21 protein-coding genes and 1 tRNA gene are annotated in these 20,803 nt (G+C 64.5%); 19 read left to right on the top strand and 3 right to left on the bottom strand.

Annotated elements, in window-relative coordinates; translation table 11 throughout:
- The first annotated feature begins 251 nt into the window (after positions 1 to 251).
- The 12 genes from leuC (at position 252) to LZA78_RS11610 (ending at position 11,285) form a co-directional block, all read left to right on the top strand.
- Positions 252 to 1,679 (top strand): 3-isopropylmalate dehydratase large subunit, encoded by a 1,428-nt coding sequence (gene leuC, locus LZA78_RS11665; RefSeq protein WP_233677112.1) that lies wholly within the window; start codon positions 252 to 254, stop codon positions 1,677 to 1,679.
- A 12-nt stretch (positions 1,680 to 1,691) separates the two neighbouring features.
- The gene (leuD, locus tag LZA78_RS11660; protein ID WP_233677111.1) at positions 1,692 to 2,297 is read left to right on the top strand and encodes a 3-isopropylmalate dehydratase small subunit; all 606 of its coding nucleotides are present in this window, start codon (positions 1,692 to 1,694) and stop codon (positions 2,295 to 2,297) included.
- 294 nt (positions 2,298 to 2,591) lie between these two features.
- Positions 2,592 to 3,395 carry a hypothetical protein gene (locus tag LZA78_RS11655; RefSeq protein WP_233677110.1) on the top strand — a complete coding sequence of 268 codons (804 nt, stop codon included), beginning with the start codon at positions 2,592 to 2,594 and terminating at the stop codon, positions 3,393 to 3,395.
- Positions 3,281 to 4,441, top strand: coding sequence for an endonuclease/exonuclease/phosphatase family protein (locus LZA78_RS11650; protein ID WP_233677109.1), 1,161 nt, complete (start codon positions 3,281 to 3,283; stop codon positions 4,439 to 4,441). Before LZA78_RS11655 ends, LZA78_RS11650 begins: the two co-directional genes overlap by 115 nt.
- Before the next feature lie 81 nt (positions 4,442 to 4,522).
- Positions 4,523 to 5,629 carry a 3-isopropylmalate dehydrogenase gene (gene leuB, locus LZA78_RS11645; protein ID WP_233677108.1) on the top strand — a complete coding sequence of 369 codons (1,107 nt, stop codon included), beginning with the start codon at positions 4,523 to 4,525 and terminating at the stop codon, positions 5,627 to 5,629.
- A gap of 110 nt (positions 5,630 to 5,739) precedes the next feature.
- Positions 5,740 to 6,717: a DMT family transporter gene (locus tag LZA78_RS11640; RefSeq protein WP_233677107.1), complete on the top strand. Its 978-nt coding sequence runs from the start codon at positions 5,740 to 5,742 to the stop codon at positions 6,715 to 6,717.
- 64 nt (positions 6,718 to 6,781) lie between these two features.
- A tRNA-Pro gene (locus LZA78_RS11635) sits at positions 6,782 to 6,858 on the top strand.
- Between the two features lie 240 nt (positions 6,859 to 7,098).
- The gene (locus LZA78_RS11630; RefSeq protein ID WP_233677106.1) at positions 7,099 to 7,743 is read left to right on the top strand and encodes a TetR/AcrR family transcriptional regulator; all 645 of its coding nucleotides are present in this window, start codon (positions 7,099 to 7,101) and stop codon (positions 7,741 to 7,743) included.
- 79 nt (positions 7,744 to 7,822) lie between these two features.
- Entirely contained in the window at positions 7,823 to 9,244 is a 1,422-nt protein-coding gene (locus tag LZA78_RS11625; RefSeq protein WP_233677105.1) for a coniferyl aldehyde dehydrogenase, read from the top strand.
- A 20-nt stretch (positions 9,245 to 9,264) separates the two neighbouring features.
- Entirely contained in the window at positions 9,265 to 10,059 is a 795-nt protein-coding gene (locus tag LZA78_RS11620; RefSeq protein WP_233677104.1) for an SDR family oxidoreductase, read from the top strand.
- Positions 10,060 to 10,215: 156 nt separating this feature from the next.
- Positions 10,216 to 10,584, top strand: coding sequence for a hypothetical protein (locus tag LZA78_RS11615; protein ID WP_233677103.1), 369 nt, complete (start codon positions 10,216 to 10,218; stop codon positions 10,582 to 10,584).
- Positions 10,585 to 10,616: 32 nt separating this feature from the next.
- Positions 10,617 to 11,285 (top strand): class I SAM-dependent methyltransferase, encoded by a 669-nt coding sequence (locus LZA78_RS11610; RefSeq protein WP_233677102.1) that lies wholly within the window; start codon positions 10,617 to 10,619, stop codon positions 11,283 to 11,285.
- Here the strand turns inward: LZA78_RS11610 and LZA78_RS11605 are convergent.
- Positions 11,282 to 11,971, bottom strand: a complete 690-nt coding sequence (locus LZA78_RS11605; RefSeq protein WP_233677101.1) for a winged helix-turn-helix transcriptional regulator — start codon at positions 11,969 to 11,971, stop codon at positions 11,282 to 11,284. The two genes, LZA78_RS11610 and LZA78_RS11605, sit on opposite strands and share 4 nt — an antisense overlap.
- Before the next feature lie 171 nt (positions 11,972 to 12,142).
- Between LZA78_RS11605 and LZA78_RS11600 the strand changes: the two genes are divergently transcribed.
- From LZA78_RS11600 to LZA78_RS11580, 5 genes are all read left to right on the top strand, one after another.
- On the top strand, positions 12,143 to 12,292 hold the full coding sequence (locus tag LZA78_RS11600; protein ID WP_233677100.1) for a hypothetical protein: 150 nt from the start codon (positions 12,143 to 12,145) through the stop codon (positions 12,290 to 12,292).
- Between the two features lie 21 nt (positions 12,293 to 12,313).
- The gene (locus LZA78_RS11595; protein ID WP_233677099.1) at positions 12,314 to 13,180 is read left to right on the top strand and encodes a class I SAM-dependent methyltransferase; all 867 of its coding nucleotides are present in this window, start codon (positions 12,314 to 12,316) and stop codon (positions 13,178 to 13,180) included.
- 79 nt (positions 13,181 to 13,259) lie between these two features.
- Positions 13,260 to 13,823: an OsmC family protein gene (locus LZA78_RS11590; protein WP_233677098.1), complete on the top strand. Its 564-nt coding sequence runs from the start codon at positions 13,260 to 13,262 to the stop codon at positions 13,821 to 13,823.
- A gap of 26 nt (positions 13,824 to 13,849) precedes the next feature.
- Positions 13,850 to 15,082: an NAD(P)-binding domain-containing protein gene (locus tag LZA78_RS11585; RefSeq protein WP_233677097.1), complete on the top strand. Its 1,233-nt coding sequence runs from the start codon at positions 13,850 to 13,852 to the stop codon at positions 15,080 to 15,082.
- A 16-nt stretch (positions 15,083 to 15,098) separates the two neighbouring features.
- Complete coding sequence (locus LZA78_RS11580; RefSeq protein ID WP_233677096.1) at positions 15,099 to 15,629, top strand: OsmC family protein; 531 nt, start codon at positions 15,099 to 15,101, stop codon at positions 15,627 to 15,629.
- A gap of 50 nt (positions 15,630 to 15,679) precedes the next feature.
- Here LZA78_RS11580 and LZA78_RS11575 read toward each other — a convergent pair whose 3' ends face one another.
- Both LZA78_RS11575 and LZA78_RS11570 read right to left on the bottom strand, forming a co-directional pair.
- Positions 15,680 to 17,170 carry an aldehyde dehydrogenase gene (locus tag LZA78_RS11575; protein ID WP_233677095.1) on the bottom strand — a complete coding sequence of 497 codons (1,491 nt, stop codon included), beginning with the start codon at positions 17,168 to 17,170 and terminating at the stop codon, positions 15,680 to 15,682.
- A 136-nt stretch (positions 17,171 to 17,306) separates the two neighbouring features.
- A complete protein-coding gene (locus tag LZA78_RS11570) occupies positions 17,307 to 17,960 on the bottom strand; it encodes a GntR family transcriptional regulator (protein ID WP_233677094.1) in 654 nt (217 codons plus the stop codon).
- A gap of 166 nt (positions 17,961 to 18,126) precedes the next feature.
- Between LZA78_RS11570 and LZA78_RS11565 the strand changes: the two genes are divergently transcribed.
- Together LZA78_RS11565 and LZA78_RS11560 are read left to right on the top strand one after the other, a co-directional pair.
- Positions 18,127 to 19,476: a glutamine synthetase family protein gene (locus tag LZA78_RS11565; RefSeq protein WP_233677093.1), complete on the top strand. Its 1,350-nt coding sequence runs from the start codon at positions 18,127 to 18,129 to the stop codon at positions 19,474 to 19,476.
- A complete protein-coding gene (locus LZA78_RS11560) occupies positions 19,476 to 20,798 on the top strand; it encodes an NAD(P)/FAD-dependent oxidoreductase (protein WP_306798977.1) in 1,323 nt (440 codons plus the stop codon). Before LZA78_RS11565 ends, LZA78_RS11560 begins: the two co-directional genes overlap by 1 nt.
- Positions 20,799 to 20,803 lie beyond the last annotated feature (5 nt).

Raw genomic sequence — 20,803 nt, 5'->3', positions numbered from 1 at the left:
ATTCCCGCCAACACGGTTTCTTTCATTGCCAGACTCGCTTTGGGCGCTTATTTAGCGGCGCATGAGCCGAATTATCGACATGGATGACCGCGCCCGCCTGCGCGAGCGCTTCTACGGCGAAAGCCGTTCCATCCTCGCCCGACTTTGATGTCGGCGCGGGGGCGCGATCATGTGCCCCTGTCGCCTGCGGTCGCCCCTTGCCGGCACGGCCGCCTGCCCTGACCAATTCACAGCCATCGAAAGAGAGAGCCATGTCCGCTCCCAAAACGCTCTATGACAAGATCTGGGACGCCCACGTCGTTTCCCAGGACGAAGACGGCACCTGCCTGCTGTATATTGACCGCCACCTGGTCCACGAAGTGACCTCGCCCCAGGCCTTTGAAGGCCTGCGCATGGCGGGCCGCCCGGTGCGCGCCCCGGAAAAGACCATCGCCGTGCCGGACCACAACGTCCCGACCACGCTCGACCGCGTCTCGGGCGTGATCGCCAACGAGGAAAGCCGCATCCAGGTCGAGGCGCTCGACAAGAACGCCAAGGACTTCGGGATCAACTACTACCCGGTGAACGACATCCGTCAGGGCATCGTGCACATCGTCGGCCCCGAGCAGGGCTGGACGCTGCCGGGCATGACCGTCGTTTGCGGTGATAGCCACACGGCCACTCACGGCGCCTTCGGTGCGCTTGCGCACGGCATCGGCACCTCGGAGGTCGAGCACGTTCTGGCGACGCAGACGCTGATCCAGAAGAAATCGAAGAACATGAAGGTCGAGATCACCGGCAAGCTCAAGCCCGGCGTGACCGCCAAGGACATCACGCTGGCCGTCATCGGCCACACCGGCACCGCCGGCGGCACTGGCTATGTCATCGAATATTGCGGTGAAGCGATCCGCGAGCTGTCGATGGAAGGCCGCATGACCGTGTGCAACATGGCGATCGAAGGCGGCGCCCGCGCCGGTCTGATCGCCCCGGACGAAAAGACCTTCGAATATGTCAAAGGCCGTCCGCACGCCCCGAAAGGCGCGCAATACGAGGCCGCGCTGAACTGGTGGAAGACCCTCTTCACCGATGAGGGCGCGCATTTCGACAAGGTCGTCACCATCCGCGCCGAAGACATCGAGCCGGTCGTGACCTGGGGCACCTCGCCCGAGGACGTGCTGCCGATCTCGGCCGTCGTTCCGGCGGCGGAAAGCTTCACTGGCGGCAAGGTCGAGGCGGCCAAGCGCTCGCTCGATTACATGGGCCTCGAGCCCGGCCAGAAGCTGACCGACATCAAGATCGACGTGGTCTTCATTGGTTCCTGCACCAACGGCCGGATCGAGGATCTGCGCGCCGCCGCCGAGGTGGTGAAGGGCAAGAAGCTCGCCAACGGCGTGCGCGCCATGGTCGTGCCGGGCTCGGGCCTTGTGCGTCATCAGGCCGAGGAAGAGGGTCTGGACCAGATCTTCACCGAGGCCGGTTTTGAATGGCGCATGGCGGGCTGCTCGATGTGCCTCGCGATGAACCCCGACCAGCTGGCCGAGTACGAGCGCTGCGCCTCGACCTCGAACCGCAACTTCGAGGGCCGTCAGGGCTACAAGGGTCGCACCCACCTGATGAGCCCCGCCATGGCCGCCGCCGCCGCGATCACCGGTCACCTGACCGATGTGCGCGAGCTGATGGCCGAAGAAGAGATCGCCTGAGGAGCCGCGACGATGGAAAAGTTTCAAAAAGTGACCGGCATCGCGGCGCCCATGCCGCTGGTGAACATCGACACCGACATGATCATCCCGAAGGTCTTCCTCAAGACGATCAAGCGGTCGGGCCTCGGCGTGAACCTGTTCGACGAGATGCGCTATGACCGCAAGGGCAACGAACTGCCGGACTTCGTGCTGAACAAGCCGCAATACCGCGAAGCCTCGATCCTGGTCGCGGGCGATAACTTCGGCTGTGGTTCGTCGCGCGAGCATGCCCCCTGGGCGCTGGCCGATTTCGGCATCAAGGTGATCGTCTCGACCTCGTTCGCAGACATCTTCTTCAACAACTGCTTCAAGAACGGCATGCTGCCGATCGTGCTGCCGCAAGAGCAGGTCGATCTGCTGATGAAGGACGCGGAAAAGGGTGCCAACGCGCGCATGACCGTCGATCTGGAGAACCAGCAGATCACCACCTCGGATGGCGTCACCATCCCGTTCGAAGTGGATGCGTTCAAGAAGCACTGCCTGCTGAACGGTCTCGACGACATCGGCCTGACTCTCGAGAAGGTTTCGGCCATCGACACGTTCGAGGCACAGTCGGCGCAATCGCGTCCCTGGGTCTGAGCCAGCTAGTGGCCTTAAGCCACTGATATACAAGATATTGGGCCGCCCTCTGGGCGGCCTTATTTTTGCACCATTCTTGGTGCAAAGCGGCACCAGTTACCTGGTGATTTGGTTTAAATTTGCGAGGATGGTGATTGAAAGATTGCCTGCCAATCTGGAATTGGGCAAAATGATGGCAAGAATGAGGCAGTCCGCCATAATCCGGCGGGAACAACATGGGACAAGGGGCCGGCATCGTATCGGAACCGTCCGTGGTGAGGGGTTGGAGCGGTGATTTCACGCATTGCAGGGGCGTTGCTGCGCGCAGTTCTCGTGGGTTTGGTCATTGTGACCCCCGCGCTTCTGCTTCCTGCCGTCTCGCGTGATACTGTCCAGATCGTGGCCCTCGTGTCGCTTTTCGCGGCGATGTTCATCCTGTTCGAATATGCCTCGGTCTATCCCGGCCTGGTCGAGTTTCGCGACGCGCCGCCCTTCAACCGCATCCGGTTTCTGGCGCTTGCGGGGATCATCATCACCCAGTCGCTGATCATCCTTGACCGGTTCGAACCCTCGACCCTGACCCAGTTCGTCGATGTGGTCAGTGCAAGCCTCGCCGCCAAGCTCGACTTTCCCTATAGCCCGGTGCGCATTCTCGTGCTGATGCTGCCGCGCGGCACCGACCCCGAGCATGTCGATCTGCTGCGCACGGTGGGTGGGATCAGCTACCTGATCTCGATCACCACGCTGGGCCTCTTTATCCTTGTGATGCGACTGGCGGGCTGGCCCAACGCGCGGGGCGGCTTCAACGTCTGGGTCAACCTGCCCACCTTCGATCCGACCGTGGGCGGTGATGTGGTCGAGCAGCTGCGCCGCGACAGCTGGGCCAATATCGCGCTGGGCTTCCTGCTGCCCTTCATCATTCCCGCGATCCTCAAGGCGATCTCGACGACCTTCGAGCCGATCTTGCTGGAAACGCCGCAAACCATGATCTGGACGGTGACGGCATGGTCCTTCCTTCCGACAAGCCTGTTCATGCGCGGCCTCGCCATGGGGCGGATCGCCGACATGATCGAGGAGAAGCGCCGTCTCGCGGTTGGCTCGGGTTATCTGGCGGCCTGATCGCTGCGGCGCTGGCCGGGCCTGCGGCCTCTGAAACGCTGCGCATCGCCACTTGGACGCCCGATCTGACCCGCAAGGGGCCGGGCCTGCTGCTGCGCGACATCGAGGATGGCAAGGATGCGCAGATCGCCGCCGCCATCGCGGTGATTGCCGAGACTGACCCCGATATCTTGCTGCTCACGGGCTTTGACTGGGATTACGACGGCGCCGCGCTGCGCGCCTTTGCCTATCGGCTGGCCTATCCGTATCGCTTCGCCGCGCGGCCCAATAGCGGTATGGCCAGCGGTCTTGATCTGGATGGCGACGGCAAAACGGGCGGCGTGGGCGACGCGCAGGGCTTTGGCCGTTTTTCGGGCGAGGGCGGCCTCGCGCTGCTTTCCCGCTACCCGATTGAGGCCGGCGTGGCGCAGGATTTCTCGGGTTTTCTGTGGCGCGATCTGCCGGGAAACCTGATCGAGGGCGCCGGGCTCTCACCCGAGGCGATGGCTGTGCAGCGTCTCTCTTCAACCGCGCATTGGGATCTGCCACTGCGCGTGGGCGGCCAAAGCCTGCACCTGCTGGCCTGGGCCGCGACGCCGCCGGTTTTCGACGGCCCCGAGGATCGCAATGGCCGCCGCAACCATGACGAGGCCGCCTTCTGGTTGCGCTATCTTGACGGCGATCTGCCGATGACCCCGCCCGAGGGGTCTTTCGTGCTGCTCGGCGACGCAAACCTCGACCCGGTGGATGGCGAGGGCCGACCGGACGCGTTGCGCGCGCTGCTGGCTCATCTGCGCCTGCAAGACCCGCGCCCCGCCAGCGTTGGCGCGGCCATGGCGCCACAGACCGGGCGCAATGCGCAACACGGGGGCGAGGCGGCGCTCGACACCGCCGACTGGGACGACGCGCGGATCGGCAATATGCGGGTGGATTACGTGCTGCCCTCGCGCGATCTGACGGTGCTGGACGCGGGCACCTTCTGGCCCGCCCCCGAGGCGCCGATGGCGCACACAGCCGCCACCGCCTCGCGCCATGCCCTTGTCTGGGTGGATATTTCGCTCCCCTGACGCGCAATGCCAAGGCTTGGCTTGACCCGAGGGCGGGCATTGGATAGGCCGCTTCCAACCAATAGACGTTGGAGAAAACGAATGGCCAACCCTTCCATCCTCATCCTCGCCGGCGACGGTATCGGCCCTGAAGTCATGGCCGAGGTGAAAAAGATCATCAGCTGGTACGGCGACAAGCGCGGCCTCGTTTTCGACGTGAGCGAAGACCTGGTCGGCGGCGCGGCCTATGACGTGCATGGCAAGCCGCTGGCGGACGAGACCATGGCCAGGGCGCAAGAGGTGGACGCGGTTCTGCTGGGCGCCGTGGGCGGCCCGAAATACGACAACCTCGACTTCTCGGTGAAGCCCGAGCGCGGCCTGCTGCGCCTGCGCAAGGAGATGGACCTGTTCTCGAACCTGCGCCCGGCGCAGTGCTTCGACGCGCTGGCCGATTTCTCGTCGCTCAAGAAAGACGTGGTCGCTGGCCTCGACATCATGATCGTGCGGGAACTGACCTCGGGCGTCTATTTCGGCATGCCGCGCGGGATCTTCGAAGAGAATGGCGAGCGCGTGGGCATCAACACGCAGCGCTACACCGAGAGCGAGATCGAGCGCGTCGCGCGTTCGGCGTTCGAGCTGGCCAAGCGCCGCGGTAACAAGGTCTGCTCGATGGAGAAGGCCAACGTGATGGAATCGGGCATCCTGTGGCGCGAAGTCGTCCAGCGCGTCCATGACGAGGAATACCCCGAGGTCGAACTGTCGCATATGTATGCCGACAACGGCGCGATGCAGCTGGTGCGCTGGCCCAAGCAGTTCGACGTCATCGTGACCGACAACCTCTTTGGCGACATCCTCTCGGATTGCGCGGCGATGCTGACCGGCTCGCTCGGGATGCTGCCCTCGGCCTCGCTCGGCGCGCCGATGGAGAACGGCCGCCCGAAAGCGATGTACGAGCCCGTCCACGGCTCGGCCCCCGATATCGCGGGTCAGGGCAAGGCCAACCCGATCGCCTGTATCCTCAGCTTCGCCATGGCGCTGCGTTACAGCTTCGATCAGGGCGATGAGGCGACCCGTCTCGAGAAGGCAATCGAGAAGGTTCTGGCCGATGGCGTGCGCACCGCGGACCTGATGGGCCCCGAAGGCGGCACCCCGGTTTCGACCGTCGAGATGGGCGCCAAGATCATCGAAGCGCTCGACGCAAGCCTCTGATCACGGGCTGACAGATTTGGAACGGCGCGGGGAAATCCGCGCCGTTCTTCATTAAGCGCTTGTCACGCGACCCGCGATCCGTTTATGCGAGCGCTAACAGGAGGGTTGCGATGCACGCTGGCAGATCCAACGGCAAGGGAGCGGTGCTCGCCCTTTTGGCGATGGCGATCTACGCGACGCATGACGCCGTGGTGAAAACACTGGGCGAGAGATACTCGGCCGTTCAGATCGTGTTCTTCGCCGCGCTGCTCAGCTTTCCGATCCTTTCGCTCATCCTGCTTAACGACAAGCGCGAGGGTCATCTGCGCCCGATCCATCCCTGGTGGGTTCTGGTGCGCGCGGTTTGCACCGTCATTACCGGGGTCAGCGCGTTTTACGCCTTCTCGCATCTGCCGCTGGCGCAGGTTTACCCGATCCTGTTCGCGATGCCGTTGTTGATCACCGTGCTTGCGATCCCGGTTCTGGGCGAAAAGGTGGGCCTGCATCGCTGGGCGGCGGTCATCATCGGCCTGATCGGGGTGTTGATCGTCGTGCGTCCGGGGCAGGCCGAATTGGGCCTTGGCCATATCGCGGCACTGACCGCTGCGCTTTGCGGCTCGGTCGCCGCAATCATCATCCGCAAGATCGGCCATGAGGAACGCTCGGTCGTGCTGCTGCTCTCTCCGCTTCTGGGCAACTTCCTGGCCATGGGGGCGGCGCTGCCGCTGGTCTGGGTGCCGCTGGAGCTGCGCGATCTGGGGCTTCTGGCAGTGGTTGCCCTGTTTGGCCTGACCGGGGCCTTCCTGCAAATTCTGGCCTACCGCGAAGGTGAGGCCGCGATCGTCGCGCCCATGCAATATTCCCAGATCGTCTGGGCGGTGGTCTACGGCTGGTTCTTCTTTGACGAGGGGATCGACGGGCCGACGATGCTTGGCGCCGGCGTGGTCATCGCCTCGGGCACCTATATCGTCTGGCGCGAAAGCACCGCGAACGTGTCGCAAAACCGGCCCGTACTGGAAACGCGGGGCCGCACGGAAACCGTGACAACGCCGCGCTCGTCGCTGTTGCAGCGCGCGCTGAACCTGACGGGCCGCAGCGGCACAAGGTAACGGAAAAGACGCAGAATCCCCCTTGCAAATGCCGGACGGAGTCGGTAACTCGCCTCCACACGGTCGGAGCGTAGCGCAGCCTGGTAGCGCACCTGCTTCGGGAGCAGGGGGTCGGAGGTTCGAATCCTCTCGCTCCGACCAATTTTCCCGATTTCCCTAGCATCTGTTAGCGCCTTTCTCGCGCACACGCCGCCCATCGCGATATCGGCTGCCAAGCATGATGATCTGTCGCGGGCCATTCACCACTGCGATGCGGTCGCGGCTAACCCGGCAATACCGCCCAAATCGTTGACAGAGCGCGCCTGCGTGCCCGACAAGGGCCAAGGCAATAAATGGATGGCCGTGCGGCTTGGCGCGTGACATCTGAAGGAGCGCGGCATCATGATCAGAGATGGAAGCTCGGCGATGACCCCTGCACGCAAGCTCCGGCCGTCGAAGAAACGCGAGGCGACGGCGCAGCAGACGCATGAACGTATCCGCGCCGGGGCGTGGCAGTCCTTTGTGCAATACGGGCTAGAGGGCGCGACGGTGTCGGCCATCGTCAGGGCCAGCGGCATCTCGACCGGCACGTTCTACAATTACTACGGAACCAAGGAGGCGGTGTTCGACCGTATCCTTGAGGATCTGACGCAGGATATCAGGACGATCTCTGCCGAGGCGCGGGCGCGAGCGGACGATCTGGAAACCATGCTGCGGCTGTCCTATGCCGCGCTGCTTGACTACATCCTGGGGCTGGACGGCGCGCGCGCTTTCATCGCGATGAATCAGCACCACATCCGCAGCAGGCTTTACGGTGCAAGCGGGTCGGAAGGCATCGTTCAGGATCTTCGGGGCGATATCGCACGCGGGATGCCGGGACATGCGCTGTCCTCCTCCGAGACCGACCTGATCGCGCGGCTTATCATCTCGAACGGAATCGAGGCGGTGTTGCTACTGGGCGATGATGCCGAAACTGATACAGCCAAGGTCGCGGATCTTGTGACCGGATTGCTTATCGGCGGGATCCACGGAATGCGCGCAGAATAAACTTGACGACATCCTCAAGTTTTATACCTTCCTGAACGAAGCGGCTTGAACGGCGGTCGGGCTTTCGTGCCGCGCGGGCATGCGGCCTGAAGATGGTGGGGGGAACGACCGCGTGCAGGACGAGCTGACGGAAGCATTTGCCAGCCTGCGCGCAGCATCGCGGCGTGACCGGATTCCGGATGCGGAAACGCGCAAGCGCCGGCTTTCCGCGCTAAAACGCCTTGTGATCGAGAGCCGGGACGAGATCGCCGCCGCGATCGACGCGGATTTTGGCGGACGCGCGCGCGCCGAGACCGAGTTGATGGAGATCGTGCCGCTGCTGACCGCGCTCCGCCACGCCTCGCGTTCGCTTCGCCGCTGGATGCGCGATGAGCGGCGTCCGGTCGCGCTGACCTTCCAGCCCTCGCGCGCTTGGGTGCGGCATGAACCGCTTGGCGTCATCGGCATCCTCTCGCCCTGGAACTATCCGCTGCTGCTTGCTCTGGGGCCGCTGGTGGATGCGCTTGCGGCGGGCAATCGCGCGCTAATCAAACCCTCGGAACTGTCGCCCGAGTTCTCAAGGCTGCTGGCGCGGCTGGTGTCCGCGCATTTCCAGCCGGACGAGGTGGCGGTTGTCACCGGCGGGGTCGAGGTCGCGCAGGCTTTCGCGGCCCTGCCATTCGATCATCTGTTCTTCACCGGCTCGACCGAGGTCGGGCGCAAGGTGATGGCGGCGGCGGCGCCCAATTTGACCCCGGTCACGCTGGAACTGGGAGGAAAATCGCCCGCGATTATCGCGCCGGATTACCCGCTGGAGAAAGCTGTGCGCTCGCTTTTGCTGGGCAAGTTCACGAATGCCGGACAGACCTGTATCGCCCCCGATTACGTGCTGGCCCCTGCCGAAAAGGCCGAGGCGCTGGCCCGCGAAATTCTCGCCTCGGTGCAGAGGGCCTATCCTGACCCGCAGACTGATGCGCAATTCACCAATGTCATCACCGCACGCCACCGCGAGCGCCTTGTTGCCGCGATTGATGCCGCGCGCGACGCGGGCGCGACTATTCTCCAGGTCGGCGGTGCCGGGCAAAACGGCAAGGTGCCGCCGACGGTGGTGCTGAATGCGCCCGAGGGCTCGTTGCTGCTAACCGAGGAGATCTTCGGGCCGGTCCTGCCCATCATCGCCTATCGCGATCTGGACGAGGCGCTGGCGTTCATCAATGCGCGCTCGCGGCCGCTGGCGCTGTATGCCTTTACGAATGACAGGGCGGCGCGGGCAAAGATCCTTGATGGCGCGATCTCCGGCGGGGTGACGCTGAATGGCACGCTGCTGCATATCGCGCAGGACGGGCTGCCCTTCGGCGGTGTCGGCGACAGCGGCATGGGCGCCTATCACGGGCGCGACGGGTTCCGCCGGTTCAGCCACGCCCGCGCGGTCTACAAGCCGGGCTTCCTGAACGCCTTCGAACATATGGGGCCGCCCTTCGGGAGGCTGGCCGACCTGGCGATTAGATTTCTGGGGCGCTGAAGACCTTTGGGGAGGGGAACATGACGCAGATTAGCGGCAGCACCGCGCTTGTCACCGGTGGCGCGTCTGGGATCGGGCTGCTGATGGGCGAGATGCTTCTTCAGAAGGGCCTCGCGAAGCTGATCGTCTGGGACGTCAGCGCCGCGAATATCGAAACTGCACGGGCGAGGTTGGGCGACAAGGCCAGCTTTGCACAGGTCGATGTAACGGATACCGCTGTGGTTCTTGAGGCCGTGGCGGCGCTCGACCATTCCGTCGATATCCTCGTCAACAATGCCGGGATCATCGTCGGCAAGCCTTTCGCCGATCACACCCATGCCGAGATCGACCGCACCATGGCGGTAAACAGCGCCGCGCTGATGCATCTGGCGCGCGCCCTTCTGCCGGCCATGATCGCGCAGGGGCGCGGGCATATCGTCAACATCGCCTCGGCGGCGGGAATGGTGGCGAACCCCAATATGTCGGTCTATTGCGCCAGCAAATGGGCGGTCATCGGCTGGTCGGATTCCCTGCGCCTTGAGATGGAGGCCGCCCGCACCGGCGTGAAGGTCACCACCGTCACGCCCTACTACATCGACACGGGCATGTTCCACGGCGTGACCTCGCCGATCATCCCGATCCTCAAGCCCGAGCCCACCGCCGCAAAGATCATCCGCGCGATTGAGCGCAATCGCATCCTGTTGCGGATGCCGGGTCTGGTGTACACGCTGCCGCTGGTTCGCGGGCTTTTGCCCACGCGCCTCTTTGACCTCGTGGTCGGCAGGTTCATGGGGATCTACGCAAGCATGAAGGGTTTCAAGGGCCGCGGCGCCTGAGCCCGCGCGTGCAGAAAAACACAGTGCCGCCGGAAACGGCCCGATCGATGCTGTGAAATGCCCCGCCCGCGCCGTGGCCCCTTGATCCTGCCGGGGGGGAGGGCCTATCTCGGGGGAATGGGCGATCACTTGCCCCAAGATGGAAGGATTAGGCCTATGCGTAACGCGGCACTGGTGCTTGGGGTGATCGGCGGGCTGATCGCGATGATCGTCGGCTTCTTCGGCTACGGCTACACCGAGGTTGTGGAGAAGCACGCCGAGGTGGGCGAGATGTTCGGTCAGGTCGACAATGCCCAGCTGATCCGGATTACGAGCTTCTTTGCGCCCCTTGCCGCGATTGCCGGTGGCGCGATGGCCAAGATCCGCGCGCTTTGGGGTGGCATCCTGATGCTGGTCGCGGGCGCGCTGATGTATAACGCCTTCGGTTTTGGCGTCTTCACCATGTTCCCGATCGGGTTCTGCATCGTCGGCGGCATCCTGGCGCTGGCGGCAGGCAAGCCCGACGAACCCAAGGCGCATTTCTGACCGCAATCATCCACGATGGGGCGGGATCGGCCATGAGTGTTTCGCCCTACCAGGCGCAGGGATTTTACGAAAAGGCGCTGGCCGAGGGCCGGCACCGCGATATCGTCGGCGGCCGGTGGGAGGAAACGGGCCGCGCGCAGATGGCGATCCTGCAAGAGGCGGGGTTGCTGCCGCATCACCACCTGCTGGATATCGGCGCAGGCTCGCTGCGGCTTGGATGCAAGGCGGTGCCCTATCTGGAGCCGGGCCATTACTGGGCCACCGACCCCTCGCGCGAGATGATGCTGGCAGGCCATGCGGCCGAGCTGGCCGACCCCGCGCGGTTGAGCAAGTCGCATCTGGTGCGCGACGATGCGTTCCAGTTTCCCAAGATCCCAGACACGATCACCCATGCCATCGCTTTCGCAGTCTTCCCGCACCTGCCCATGGCCTATCTGCGCCGCGCGCTGACCAACCTGCACCGCTTCCCGGCGCTGGAGCGCTTCCTGTTCACCGTCTTCCTCGCCCCCGATGCCGAGACCGCGGCGCGCCCCTATCGCCAGCCCGACGGGGTGGTGACGCATGATCTGCGCGCGCCCTACCATGTGCTGGAAAGCGATGTGGCGCATATCGCCACGACCACGGGCTGGGCCGTGAGGCGCCATGACACGATGCTGCCGCGCGGGCAGATCCTGTTCACCGCGACGCCGATCCAGGGCTAGGCGGCGGAAACCGCCTCGCGCGGGGAGTTTGCGAAGATCCCCGACCGCAGCCAAGTGCTGACAGTGCGGATCAGCACCGGGTCGCCATCCATCATCAGGTCGCCCTCGCGCAGCGCGTCGCGGTAGCTGCGATCACCCATCCAGATATCCGACAGCGTCCGCACCGTGCAGTTGAAATAGACATCGACATCGCGGCCCGGGTCTTTCAGGCAGACCTCGCTTGTCTCGGGCTTGACCACCAACCACCAGTCGCGCTGCTCGCTCAGATCGGTGAAGCGGAACTTGATGACGGTTTCCTGGCCCTTGATCTTCTCGCGGTCGATGCTGCGCTCAAGATACAGCATGAGTAACTCGGCGTCGAAATCCTGATCGAGGATCGTGTTCTTGGCCCAGATGATCCCCCATTCGCCAAGCGCGAACAGCACGGGCATCAGCGCCTCGCAGGCCTCGGAGGGGAAGTATTCGAACCCCTTCTGCCCCGGAATGCGGCGCCGGATGATCATGTTCTGCTCTTCGAGCTGCTTGAGGCGTTTGGTAAGCAGCGCGGGCGAGATATCGCCCAGACCCCGCTGCAAGGTGTTGAACCGGCGCCCGCCCATCAGCACTTCGCGCAGGATCAAGATGTTCCAACGCTCTCCCAAAATCTCGGCGGCCTTCGAGATCGGACAAAACTGGTTGTAGTTCATTCTCTCCCCCTGTTCGGTGCGCGTTTCGGAGCGAACTTCACAAACTGTAGCACGTTTCTGCGATTTCTGTAGCGGGTTGCTTCCGGCGCTGAAGTATCTCGGCGCGAGGCCCTGTGGCATTCCTTGTTCAACGGCGAACGGAACACCCGCCGCCACAAGGGAGAGACCGAAATGACCAAACACCTGAACCAGCTGATCCGCGCCGTCCTGCCGCGCCAGATCGCCGCGATGATCCCCGTGAGCGTCGCCCAACCCCGCGCCCAGGCACGTGTGCACGACGAGATGCCCCGTTGGGACGCCCCCGCCCATTGGCGCCGCTAACCCCGGATCAGGAGAGATACAATGAGCCTGCAATCGCCCATCCCGCCCGTCGCCCCGAGTTCCGAGCTTGTCGATTTCTGGAACCAGATCCTCGCGCCGAAGTTCGTGCGTTTCCGTCATGTCCTGGTCGGTGGCCTTTCGCGCCACTCCGAGGCCGTCTTCCCCGCGCTGAACTTGCCCGCCGGTGGCCGTGTGCTCGATGTCGGCTGCGGCTTTGGCGACACCGCGATACAGCTTGCCCGAACCGCCCGCGAGGTTGTCGGCGTGGATTGCTGCGAGGCCTTCCTCGACTGCGCCCGCGACGAGGTTCGCCGTGCCCGCGCCGACAATGTCCGCTTCATCGCGGGGGATGTGGAGCGCGGCCTGAACGAAGGGCTGTTCGATTTCGTCTTCTCGCGCTTCGGCACGATGTTCTTCGCCAATCCGGTAGCCGGTCTGCGGGCGATGCGCGCCTGCCTCGCCCCCGGCGGGACGCTGGCGCATATCGTCTGGCGTGCGCGGGCCGATAACCCCTGGCTGATTGAGGCGCGCGATATCGTCCGCCAGTTCCTGCCCGCCCCCGACGCGGATGCGGCCACCTGCGGCCCCGGCCCCTTCTCTATGGCCGATGAAGAGACCACCCGCGCGCAGATGCAAGCCGCCGGGTTTCGCGACATCGAGTTCCAGCGGATCGACGCGAAGGTTCTGGTGGGGCGCGATATTGCCGATGCCGTTGCCTTCCAACTGGCCATCGGCCCGGCGGGCGAGATCTTTCGCGCCGCGGGCGCCCTGGCCGAGGAACGCCGCCCCCAGATCGAAGCTGCGCTAGCCGCGCATTTCCGCTCGGTTGTGGAGCGCAACGGCGGGCTGTGGATGGACAGCTCTTCGTGGCTGATCACCGCGCGATGACATTCCGGCCCATTCCGGGCCCGAACCGATGCACCGACCGCATCACCCAACCCTGAACCAACCCTTGAAAGGAACGACCATGACCTACGCAGATCCCAAACTCGTCAACAACGGCGTCAACACCGAGGCCCTGATCGGCGCGCGCGGCGCGTTCGAGCAGATGCCCGCCGCCGCCAGCTTTACCTTCCGCAGCGCCTGCGACTGGATCGAGGGCACCTACAGCCGCAACGTGATCGGCGGCTTCTTCGGCCTCGGCGAGGAACAGAAGCGCCGCCGCACCTTCTCGATCGAATCCGATCACCCGGCGGTCTTTGCCGCGGCTGACCGCGCGCCGACCCCGCCCGAGATCGTGCTTGCCGCGCTTGCCAGCTGCCTGACCGGCGGTCTGGCCGCCGTGGCCCAGCATCGCGGCATCCAGCTGCGCTCCGCCCGGGCCATTGTCGAGGGCGATATCGACGTGCAGGGCATCCTCGGGATGGACCCCGAGATCCGCAACGGCTTTTCGGCCATTCGCGTCACGTTCGAGATCGACGCCGACGCAACCGAGGCCGAGATCGCGGCGCTGGTGGCGCAATCGCAAAAGCGCTCGGCCGTGTTCGACATCCTCACCAACCCGACGCTGGTCGAAGTCAGCGTCGCGTGACCCGAAACCTCCGAAAGGATAGTGCCATGAAACAGATCGACACCCTTGTCATCGGCGCCGGTCAGGCTGGTCTGGCCATGAGCCACTGCCTTTCGGAGCGCTCGGTTCCCCATGTGCTGATCGAACGCGGCGATGTCGCGAATTCCTGGCGGCACGAGCGTTGGGACAGCCTGCGCCTGCTGACCCCGAACTGGCAAAGCCGCCTGCCCGACTTCGCCTATCGCGGCGCCGACCCGGACGGGTTCATGACCATGCCCGAGGTCGTCAGTTTCCTTGAAAGCTACGCGACGCATTGTGCCGCCACGGTCGAGGCCCGCACCACGGTGACCTCGGTCACGCAAGAGGGCGCGCGCTATCGTGTGGCAACCGATCGGGGCGAGTGGGGCTGCCGTAACCTTATTCTGGCCAGCGGCGCCTGCAACCGCCCGAACCTGCCCGCGTGGGCGCATGAATTGCCGGGCGAGATCACCCAGATCAGCCCGCTTCAGTATCGCTCCCCCGAGCTACTTCCCCCCGGCGGGGTTCTGGTGGTGGGCGCCTCGGCCAGCGGTGTCCAGATCGCGGCCGAGCTGCGCGCCGCCGGACGGCCGGTCACGCTGAGCGCCGGGCACCATGTGCGGATGCCGCGCCATTACCGAGCGCGCGATATCCAGTGGTGGCTTGAGCACAGCGGCCTTCTGGGCATGACCACGCAGGAGGTGGACGATCTCGCCCGCGCCCGTGCCGTGCCCTCGCTGCAACTGGTCGGCAATAGCCGGGCGCGGTTTCTGGACCTCAACGCGCTACAGGCGCAGGGCGTCGAGATCGTCGGCCGTCTTGCTGCGCATCGTGGAGGGCAGGTTCTGTTCTCGGGCGGGCTGGCCAATGCGGCGGCGCTCTCGGACCTCAAGATGAACCGTGCGCTGGACGAGTTCGACGCATGGGCCGCGCGCTCGGGTCTGCCGGGCCTGCCGCTGCCCGAGCGGTTCGCGCCGACGCAGGTGCCCGCGCGGCCGCGCCTGTCGCTTGATCTGCCGGGCGCTGTTTCAACCATCGTTTGGGCAACCGGATTCCGGCCCGATTTCAGCTGGCTTCACCTGCCCGTTTTCGACCGCAAGGGGCGTCTGGCCCATGACAACGGGATCGTGGCGCCCGGCCTTTACGTGCTTGGGCTGCCCTTCCTGCGGACGCGCAAATCCGCGCTGATCGACGGGGTGGGGGCCGACGCGATGGCGCTGGCCGACCACCTCCTGCACGCCAATGGCCGCAAGGCCGCCTGAAAAGAAAGGGAAAACCATGAGCGATCTGACAATCGACACTCGTGACGAACGTATCCGCGAAGCGCAAACCGCCGTAATCGCGCGCATGTCCGCCGATCTGGCCGCCGCGCGTAGCACCATTGTCACCTCGGGCCGGGTTGAGGAGGGGCTGGCCTGCAACGTCGGGCAGGGCAAGTTCCGCGCGACCCTTGATCTGGGGCCGGGCATGGGCGGCGACGCGGCAGGGCCGTCGCCCGGCTTTCACGCCCGCGCGGCCATCGTGGGATGCGTCGCCATCGCGATCAAGATGCTCGCCGCGCGCGAGGGTGTGCGGCTGGAAGCCGTCGATGTGGTGATCGAGACCGATTTCGACGATGCCGCACTGATGGGTCTTGGCACCGGCTCGGCCGCCCCGGTCGAGACCCGCATCGCTATCGCCGTGCAGTCCCCCGCCAGCCCGGAGATCGTGCAGCAAATCGTCGACCGCGCGCTTGCCGCCGACCCGTGGTTCCTGGCGCTGCGCGATCCGCAGATCGTGAAGACCTCGCTGAGCGTTCAGCGCGCGTAGTAGCATCTACGAAGCTGGCCTGCGATGGGGCGCAGGCCAACATTAGGTCGTTACCGACCGAGTGCGATCCAGGTCGTCTTCAGCTCGGCATATTTGTCCAGCGCATGAAGCGACTTGTCGCGGCCGATGCCCGATTGCTTGAAGCCGCCGAAGGGCACGGTCATGTCGTCACAATCGTAGCAGTTCACATAGACCAGACCCGCCCGGATCCCGCGCGAGACGTGATGCGCGGTGCTCAGATCGTCGGTCCAGACCGCCGAGGCGAGGCCGTAGCAGCTGTCATTGGCAACCTTGATTGCCTCATCGACCGAATCCACCGGGATGACCGAAAGCATCGGCCCGAAGATTTCCTGCTGGGCCACGCGCATCTCGTTGCGGACATTGTCGAAGATCGTGGGCGCGACATAGCAGCCGCCGGTCTCGGCGCGCTCGCGCGTGCCGCCAAGTCGCAGATCGGCGCCGTCCTCGCGGGCGGTCTCGACAAAACCCAGCACGCGCTCGGTATGTCGGTGATCGACCAGCGCGCCCATCGTGGTGGCGGGGTCGAGCGGATCGCCCGGCACGAACTCGGCGGCGGTCTTGGCCAGCACCTCGACCACCTCGTCATGCACGGCGCGTTCGACGATAAGGCGGCTTGGGCAGGTGCACATCTCACCCTGGTTGAAGAAGGCCGACCGCGCCGAGGTTTGCGCCGCATGCGTGGTGTCTCGGTAGCTCTTGAGGATGATGTTGGGGCTTTTGCCGCCCAGTTCCAGCCCGATCTTCTTGAGGTTCGATTGCGCGGCATATTCCATGAAATACTTGCCGACCTGGGTTGAGCCGGTGAAGAACAGCCCGTCGATATCCATGTGCAGGCCAAGCGCGCGGCCGACCTCGGGGCCGAGGCCGGTGACCACGTTGAACACGCCCGGCGGCACGCCGGCCTCAAGCGCCAGTTCCCCCAGCCGCAGCGCGGTGAGCGAGCTTTGCTCGGCCGGTTTCAGCACTACCGAGTTGCCCATGGCAAGCGCGGGCGCGACCTTCCAGGCGGCCATCAGCATCGGGAAGTTCCACGGCACTACGGCAGCGACGACGCCGAGCGGTTCCTTGGTCACCAGCGCCAGCGTGTTGGCGGCAGTCGGCGCGACCTCGTCATAGATCTTGTCGATCGCCTCGCCATACCAGTCGAAGCAGTTCGAGGTGGCGCGCACGTCGATCGAGGTGCTGTCCGCGATCGGCTTGCCCATGTCGAGCGTCTCAAGCAGCGCCAGCTCGTCGCGATGGGAGCGAATCAGATCGGCAAGGCGGCACAGCACGGCCTTGCGCTCGGCCGGGGCGCGGCCCGACCAGACGCCCGCCTCGAAGGCGCGGCGCGCCGAGGCCACGGCAAGATCGACATCCTGCGCGCCCATCAGCGCCACATTGGTCAACAGGCGGCCGTCGATCGGGCTGATCGAGGCGAAGGTTTCCTCCGAAAGCGATGCGACGCGCTTGCCGTCGATCAGGCCGCGGCCGTCGATCTGAAGGGATGCGGCGCGGTTGTGCCAGTCTTCGCGGGTCATAAGGGGCGTCCGTTTGCTTGAAAGAGATATAGCTTATAAGCAAATGATATCACATTTTGTCAAACGGAATTCGAAATCTTCCCGCTGACGGCCGAAAGCCTGCCACGGATTCGCGCCCTAGGCGGTGTGAGACGGCTTAGCTGACGATATCGGTCTGCAGGTTGCGCAGCATCTGGCGGCCCGAGCGGATCGATCCGTCGCGGATGTCGCTCTCGATGGCGGCGCAAAGCGCGATCACGTCACGCGCGCGCATGGCGGCCAGCATCTCCTTGTGGCGGTCCACCACGTTGATCGAGTCGATGTTCTCGATCACCTGCCGCTGGAAGGGGCCAAGCTGCAACCAGATGCTCTCGATCAGGGGCATCACCGCCTGATCGGGGTTGAGGCAATAAAGCCGCTTGTGAAAGTCCTGGTTCATCCGGGTCAGCGCATCAAGATCGCGTTGCGCGATTGCACTGTCCATCTGATCGTCAAGTTCGCGAAGGTTTTCAATAACGATATCAGAGATATAAGGCATTGCCCGCTCGGCCGCGTGGATCTCAAGCGCGATGCGCAGCTGCACCAGTTCCTCGAACCTGCCAAGCGTCATCTCGGGGACGCGCAGGCGCCGGTTGCCCAGAACCTCGATCGCGTTCTCGGTGCTCAGCCGTCGCACGGCCTCGCGAATGGGGGTGGGGCTTAGCTGGAATTGCTCTGCCAGACCGCGAAAGGTCAGCGCCGTTCCGGGTTTCAGCGCCCCCACCATCACCGCGTTGCGCAGCCGGTAATAGGCATAGTCCTGGGTCGTCATACCGTCGGCGCGGGGAATTTCAGGCAGCGGGCAATGGTTCATGGGGCGGTGGCTCGGACGCTTTGTTTGGCTGTCCCTAGCATGGCTTTGTTTCGCAGTTGACTCAAGGGTAGAAATCTATCACAACAGTCCAAACGATATCACAAAATGCTCAGGGAGCCTTATCATGCAGACCGTGGACGCGACAGCCTGGCTGGCCGAACGCCCGGAAATCGAGACGATCTTTGCCTGTATCTGCGACCTCAACGGGGTCATGCGGGGCAAGCGCGTCCCCGCCGATCAGGCAGAGAAGATCGTCAGTGGCGGCCTACGGATGCCGCTTTCGCTTCTGGGGATGGATATCTGGGGCGAGGACATCGAGGGCAACGAGCTGGTCTGGGATACCGGCGATGCCGATGGCCTGTGTGACTTTACCGGCCGCGCGCTGAGCCCGGTTGACTGGACCTCGCGCCCCGCGGCCTTCGCGCAACTCTGGATGCGGCAGGAAAACGGTGAGCCCTTCACCGGCGATCCGCGTCGTGCACTGGACATGGTGGTCGAGCGGTTCAAGGCGATCGGGTTGACCCCGGTCGTGGCGACCGAGCTGGAATTCTACGTCGTCGATCCCTCGGGCCGCACGCCGCAGCCGCCATGCTCGCCGGTGACCGGCAAGCGTCTGGATTCGGATGGCGCGCTCTCGCTTGATGAGCTTCAGCATTTCGACGCCTTCCTGAACGAGGTCTATGACGCCTGCGCCGCGCAGGGCATTCCGGCGGACGCGGCCATCTCGGAAAACGGCGCAGGCCAGTTCGAGATAAACCTGCTGCATGTCGATGATCCGCTGAAGGCCGCCGACGACGCCGTGCTGTTCAAGCGCCTTGTGCGGGGCATTGCCCGCAAGCACGGTTTCGCCGCGACATTCATGGCCAAGCCCTATGGCGATCGCGCCGGGTCGGGGATGCACGTCCACTTCTCGCTGGTCGATGACGAGGGCCGCAACGTCTTTGACAACGGTGGTGATGAAGGCACCGAGTTGCTGTGTCACGCCGTGGCCGGTTTGATCCGCACCATGCAGGAAAACACGCTGGTCTTCGCGCCGCATGAGAACTCGTTCCGGCGCCTGCTGCCGGGCTCGCATGCGCCGTCCTCGGTCGCCTGGGGCTACGAGAACCGCACTGTCGCGATCCGCATTCCGGGCGGCAGCCCGAAGGCGCGCCGGATCGAGCATCGCGTCGCTGGCGCCGATGCTAACCCCTATCTCGTGCTTGCCTCGATCCTGGGTGGCGCGCTGCTGGGCATCGAAGGCCAGTGGGAACCGCCGGCGCCGATCCTTGGTGACGCTTACTCGCAGACGCTCGAAACCCTGCCGCCCGACTGGGCCTCGGCCATCGAGGCTTTCGACAAGGGCCCGCATATCGAGCAGATCTACTCGAAGCGCCTCAAGCGCATGTTCATCCAGTGCAAGCTGCAGGAACTGCGCCGCTTCACCCGCCATGTAACCGATTTCGAATATCACTCCTATCTGGAGGCCGTGTGATGAACGCGATGACCACCATGACCAAGCACCCCTATGCGGGCACCGGCGCGCATACCGGCAGCTACTATGCGGCCTCGGCCAACCCCGCACCGTTGCGCCCGGCGCTTCAGGGCATCCATGAAACCGATATCTGCGTCGTCGGCGCGGGCTATTCGGGGCTCTCGACCGCGCTGCACCTGCTTGAAAAGGGCTACAAGGTCACCGTGATCGAGGGCGCGCGGATCGGCTGGGGCGCCTCGGGGCGCAATGGCGGGCAGATCGTCAACGGGCTGAACGCCAGCCTCGACACGATCGAGCGCCGCTATGGCAAGGATACCTCGACCTTCGTCGCGGGGCTCGTGACCGAGGGCGGCGATATCATCCGCGAGCGCATCGCCACCTATGACATCAAGTGCGACCTCAAACACGGCAACGTCTTCGCGGGCCTGACCGCCAAGCATGTGCGCGAACTGGAAGACCGCTGGAAGCTCTGGCGCTCTTACGGCATCGAAAGCCAGGAGATGCTGAGCGCCGAGCAGATGCGTGAGCATGTGAACTCGGACATCTACGCGGGCGGGATGATCGACCATAAGGGCGGCCATATCCATCCGCTGAATCTCGCCCTGGGCGAGGCTGCGGCGATCGAGAAGCTGGGCGGCACGATCTTCGAGATGTCGCCGGTGACCTCGGTCGAGACCGAAGGCCCCCGCCCCTCGGTGAAGACCGCAAGCGGCAAGATCGTCTGCAAGACGCTGGTGCTGTGCGGCAATGCCTACCTTGGTCATGTCGTGCCGACGCTGGAATGGCGCGTCATGCCGGTCTCGACGCAGGTGATGGCGACGAAGCCGCTTGGCGATAAACTGGCGCGTGAGCTGATGCCCTCGGATGTCTGCATCGAGGACGTGCGCTATATCCTCGACTACTACCGCTTCTCGGCTGACAATCGCCTGCTGTTCGGCGGCGGCACAGTCTATGGCGGGGCCGATCCCAAGGACATCAAGGCGAAGCTCTGGAAGAACCTCAACAAGGTCTTCCCGCAACTGGCCGGGACCGAGATCGACTATGCCTGGTCGGGCAATTTCGCGCTGTCGTTCTCGCGCGTGCCGCAGATGGGGCGGATCGGCCAGAACACCTATTTCGCACATGGCTACTCGGGTCATGGCGTTACCGGCTCGCACACCTTCGGGCGCATCCTGTCCGAGGCGATCAACGGCGATCTGACGCGGTTCGACACCTTCGCCAAGCTGCCGTGGATACCGTTCCCCGGCGGGCGGATGTTCCGCGTGCCTTACTCGGTCATCGGCTCGTGGTGGTATGCCGCGCGCGATCGTCTGGGCATCTGAGCCGC

Origin of the sequence: Rhodobacter flavimaris, from assembly GCF_021378075.1 — a bacterium.
Classification (GTDB): domain Bacteria; phylum Pseudomonadota; class Alphaproteobacteria; order Rhodobacterales; family Rhodobacteraceae; genus Rhodobacter; species Rhodobacter flavimaris.
Note: the sequence above shows the minus strand (reverse complement) of the source record. Positions and strands in the feature narration are given on the sequence as shown.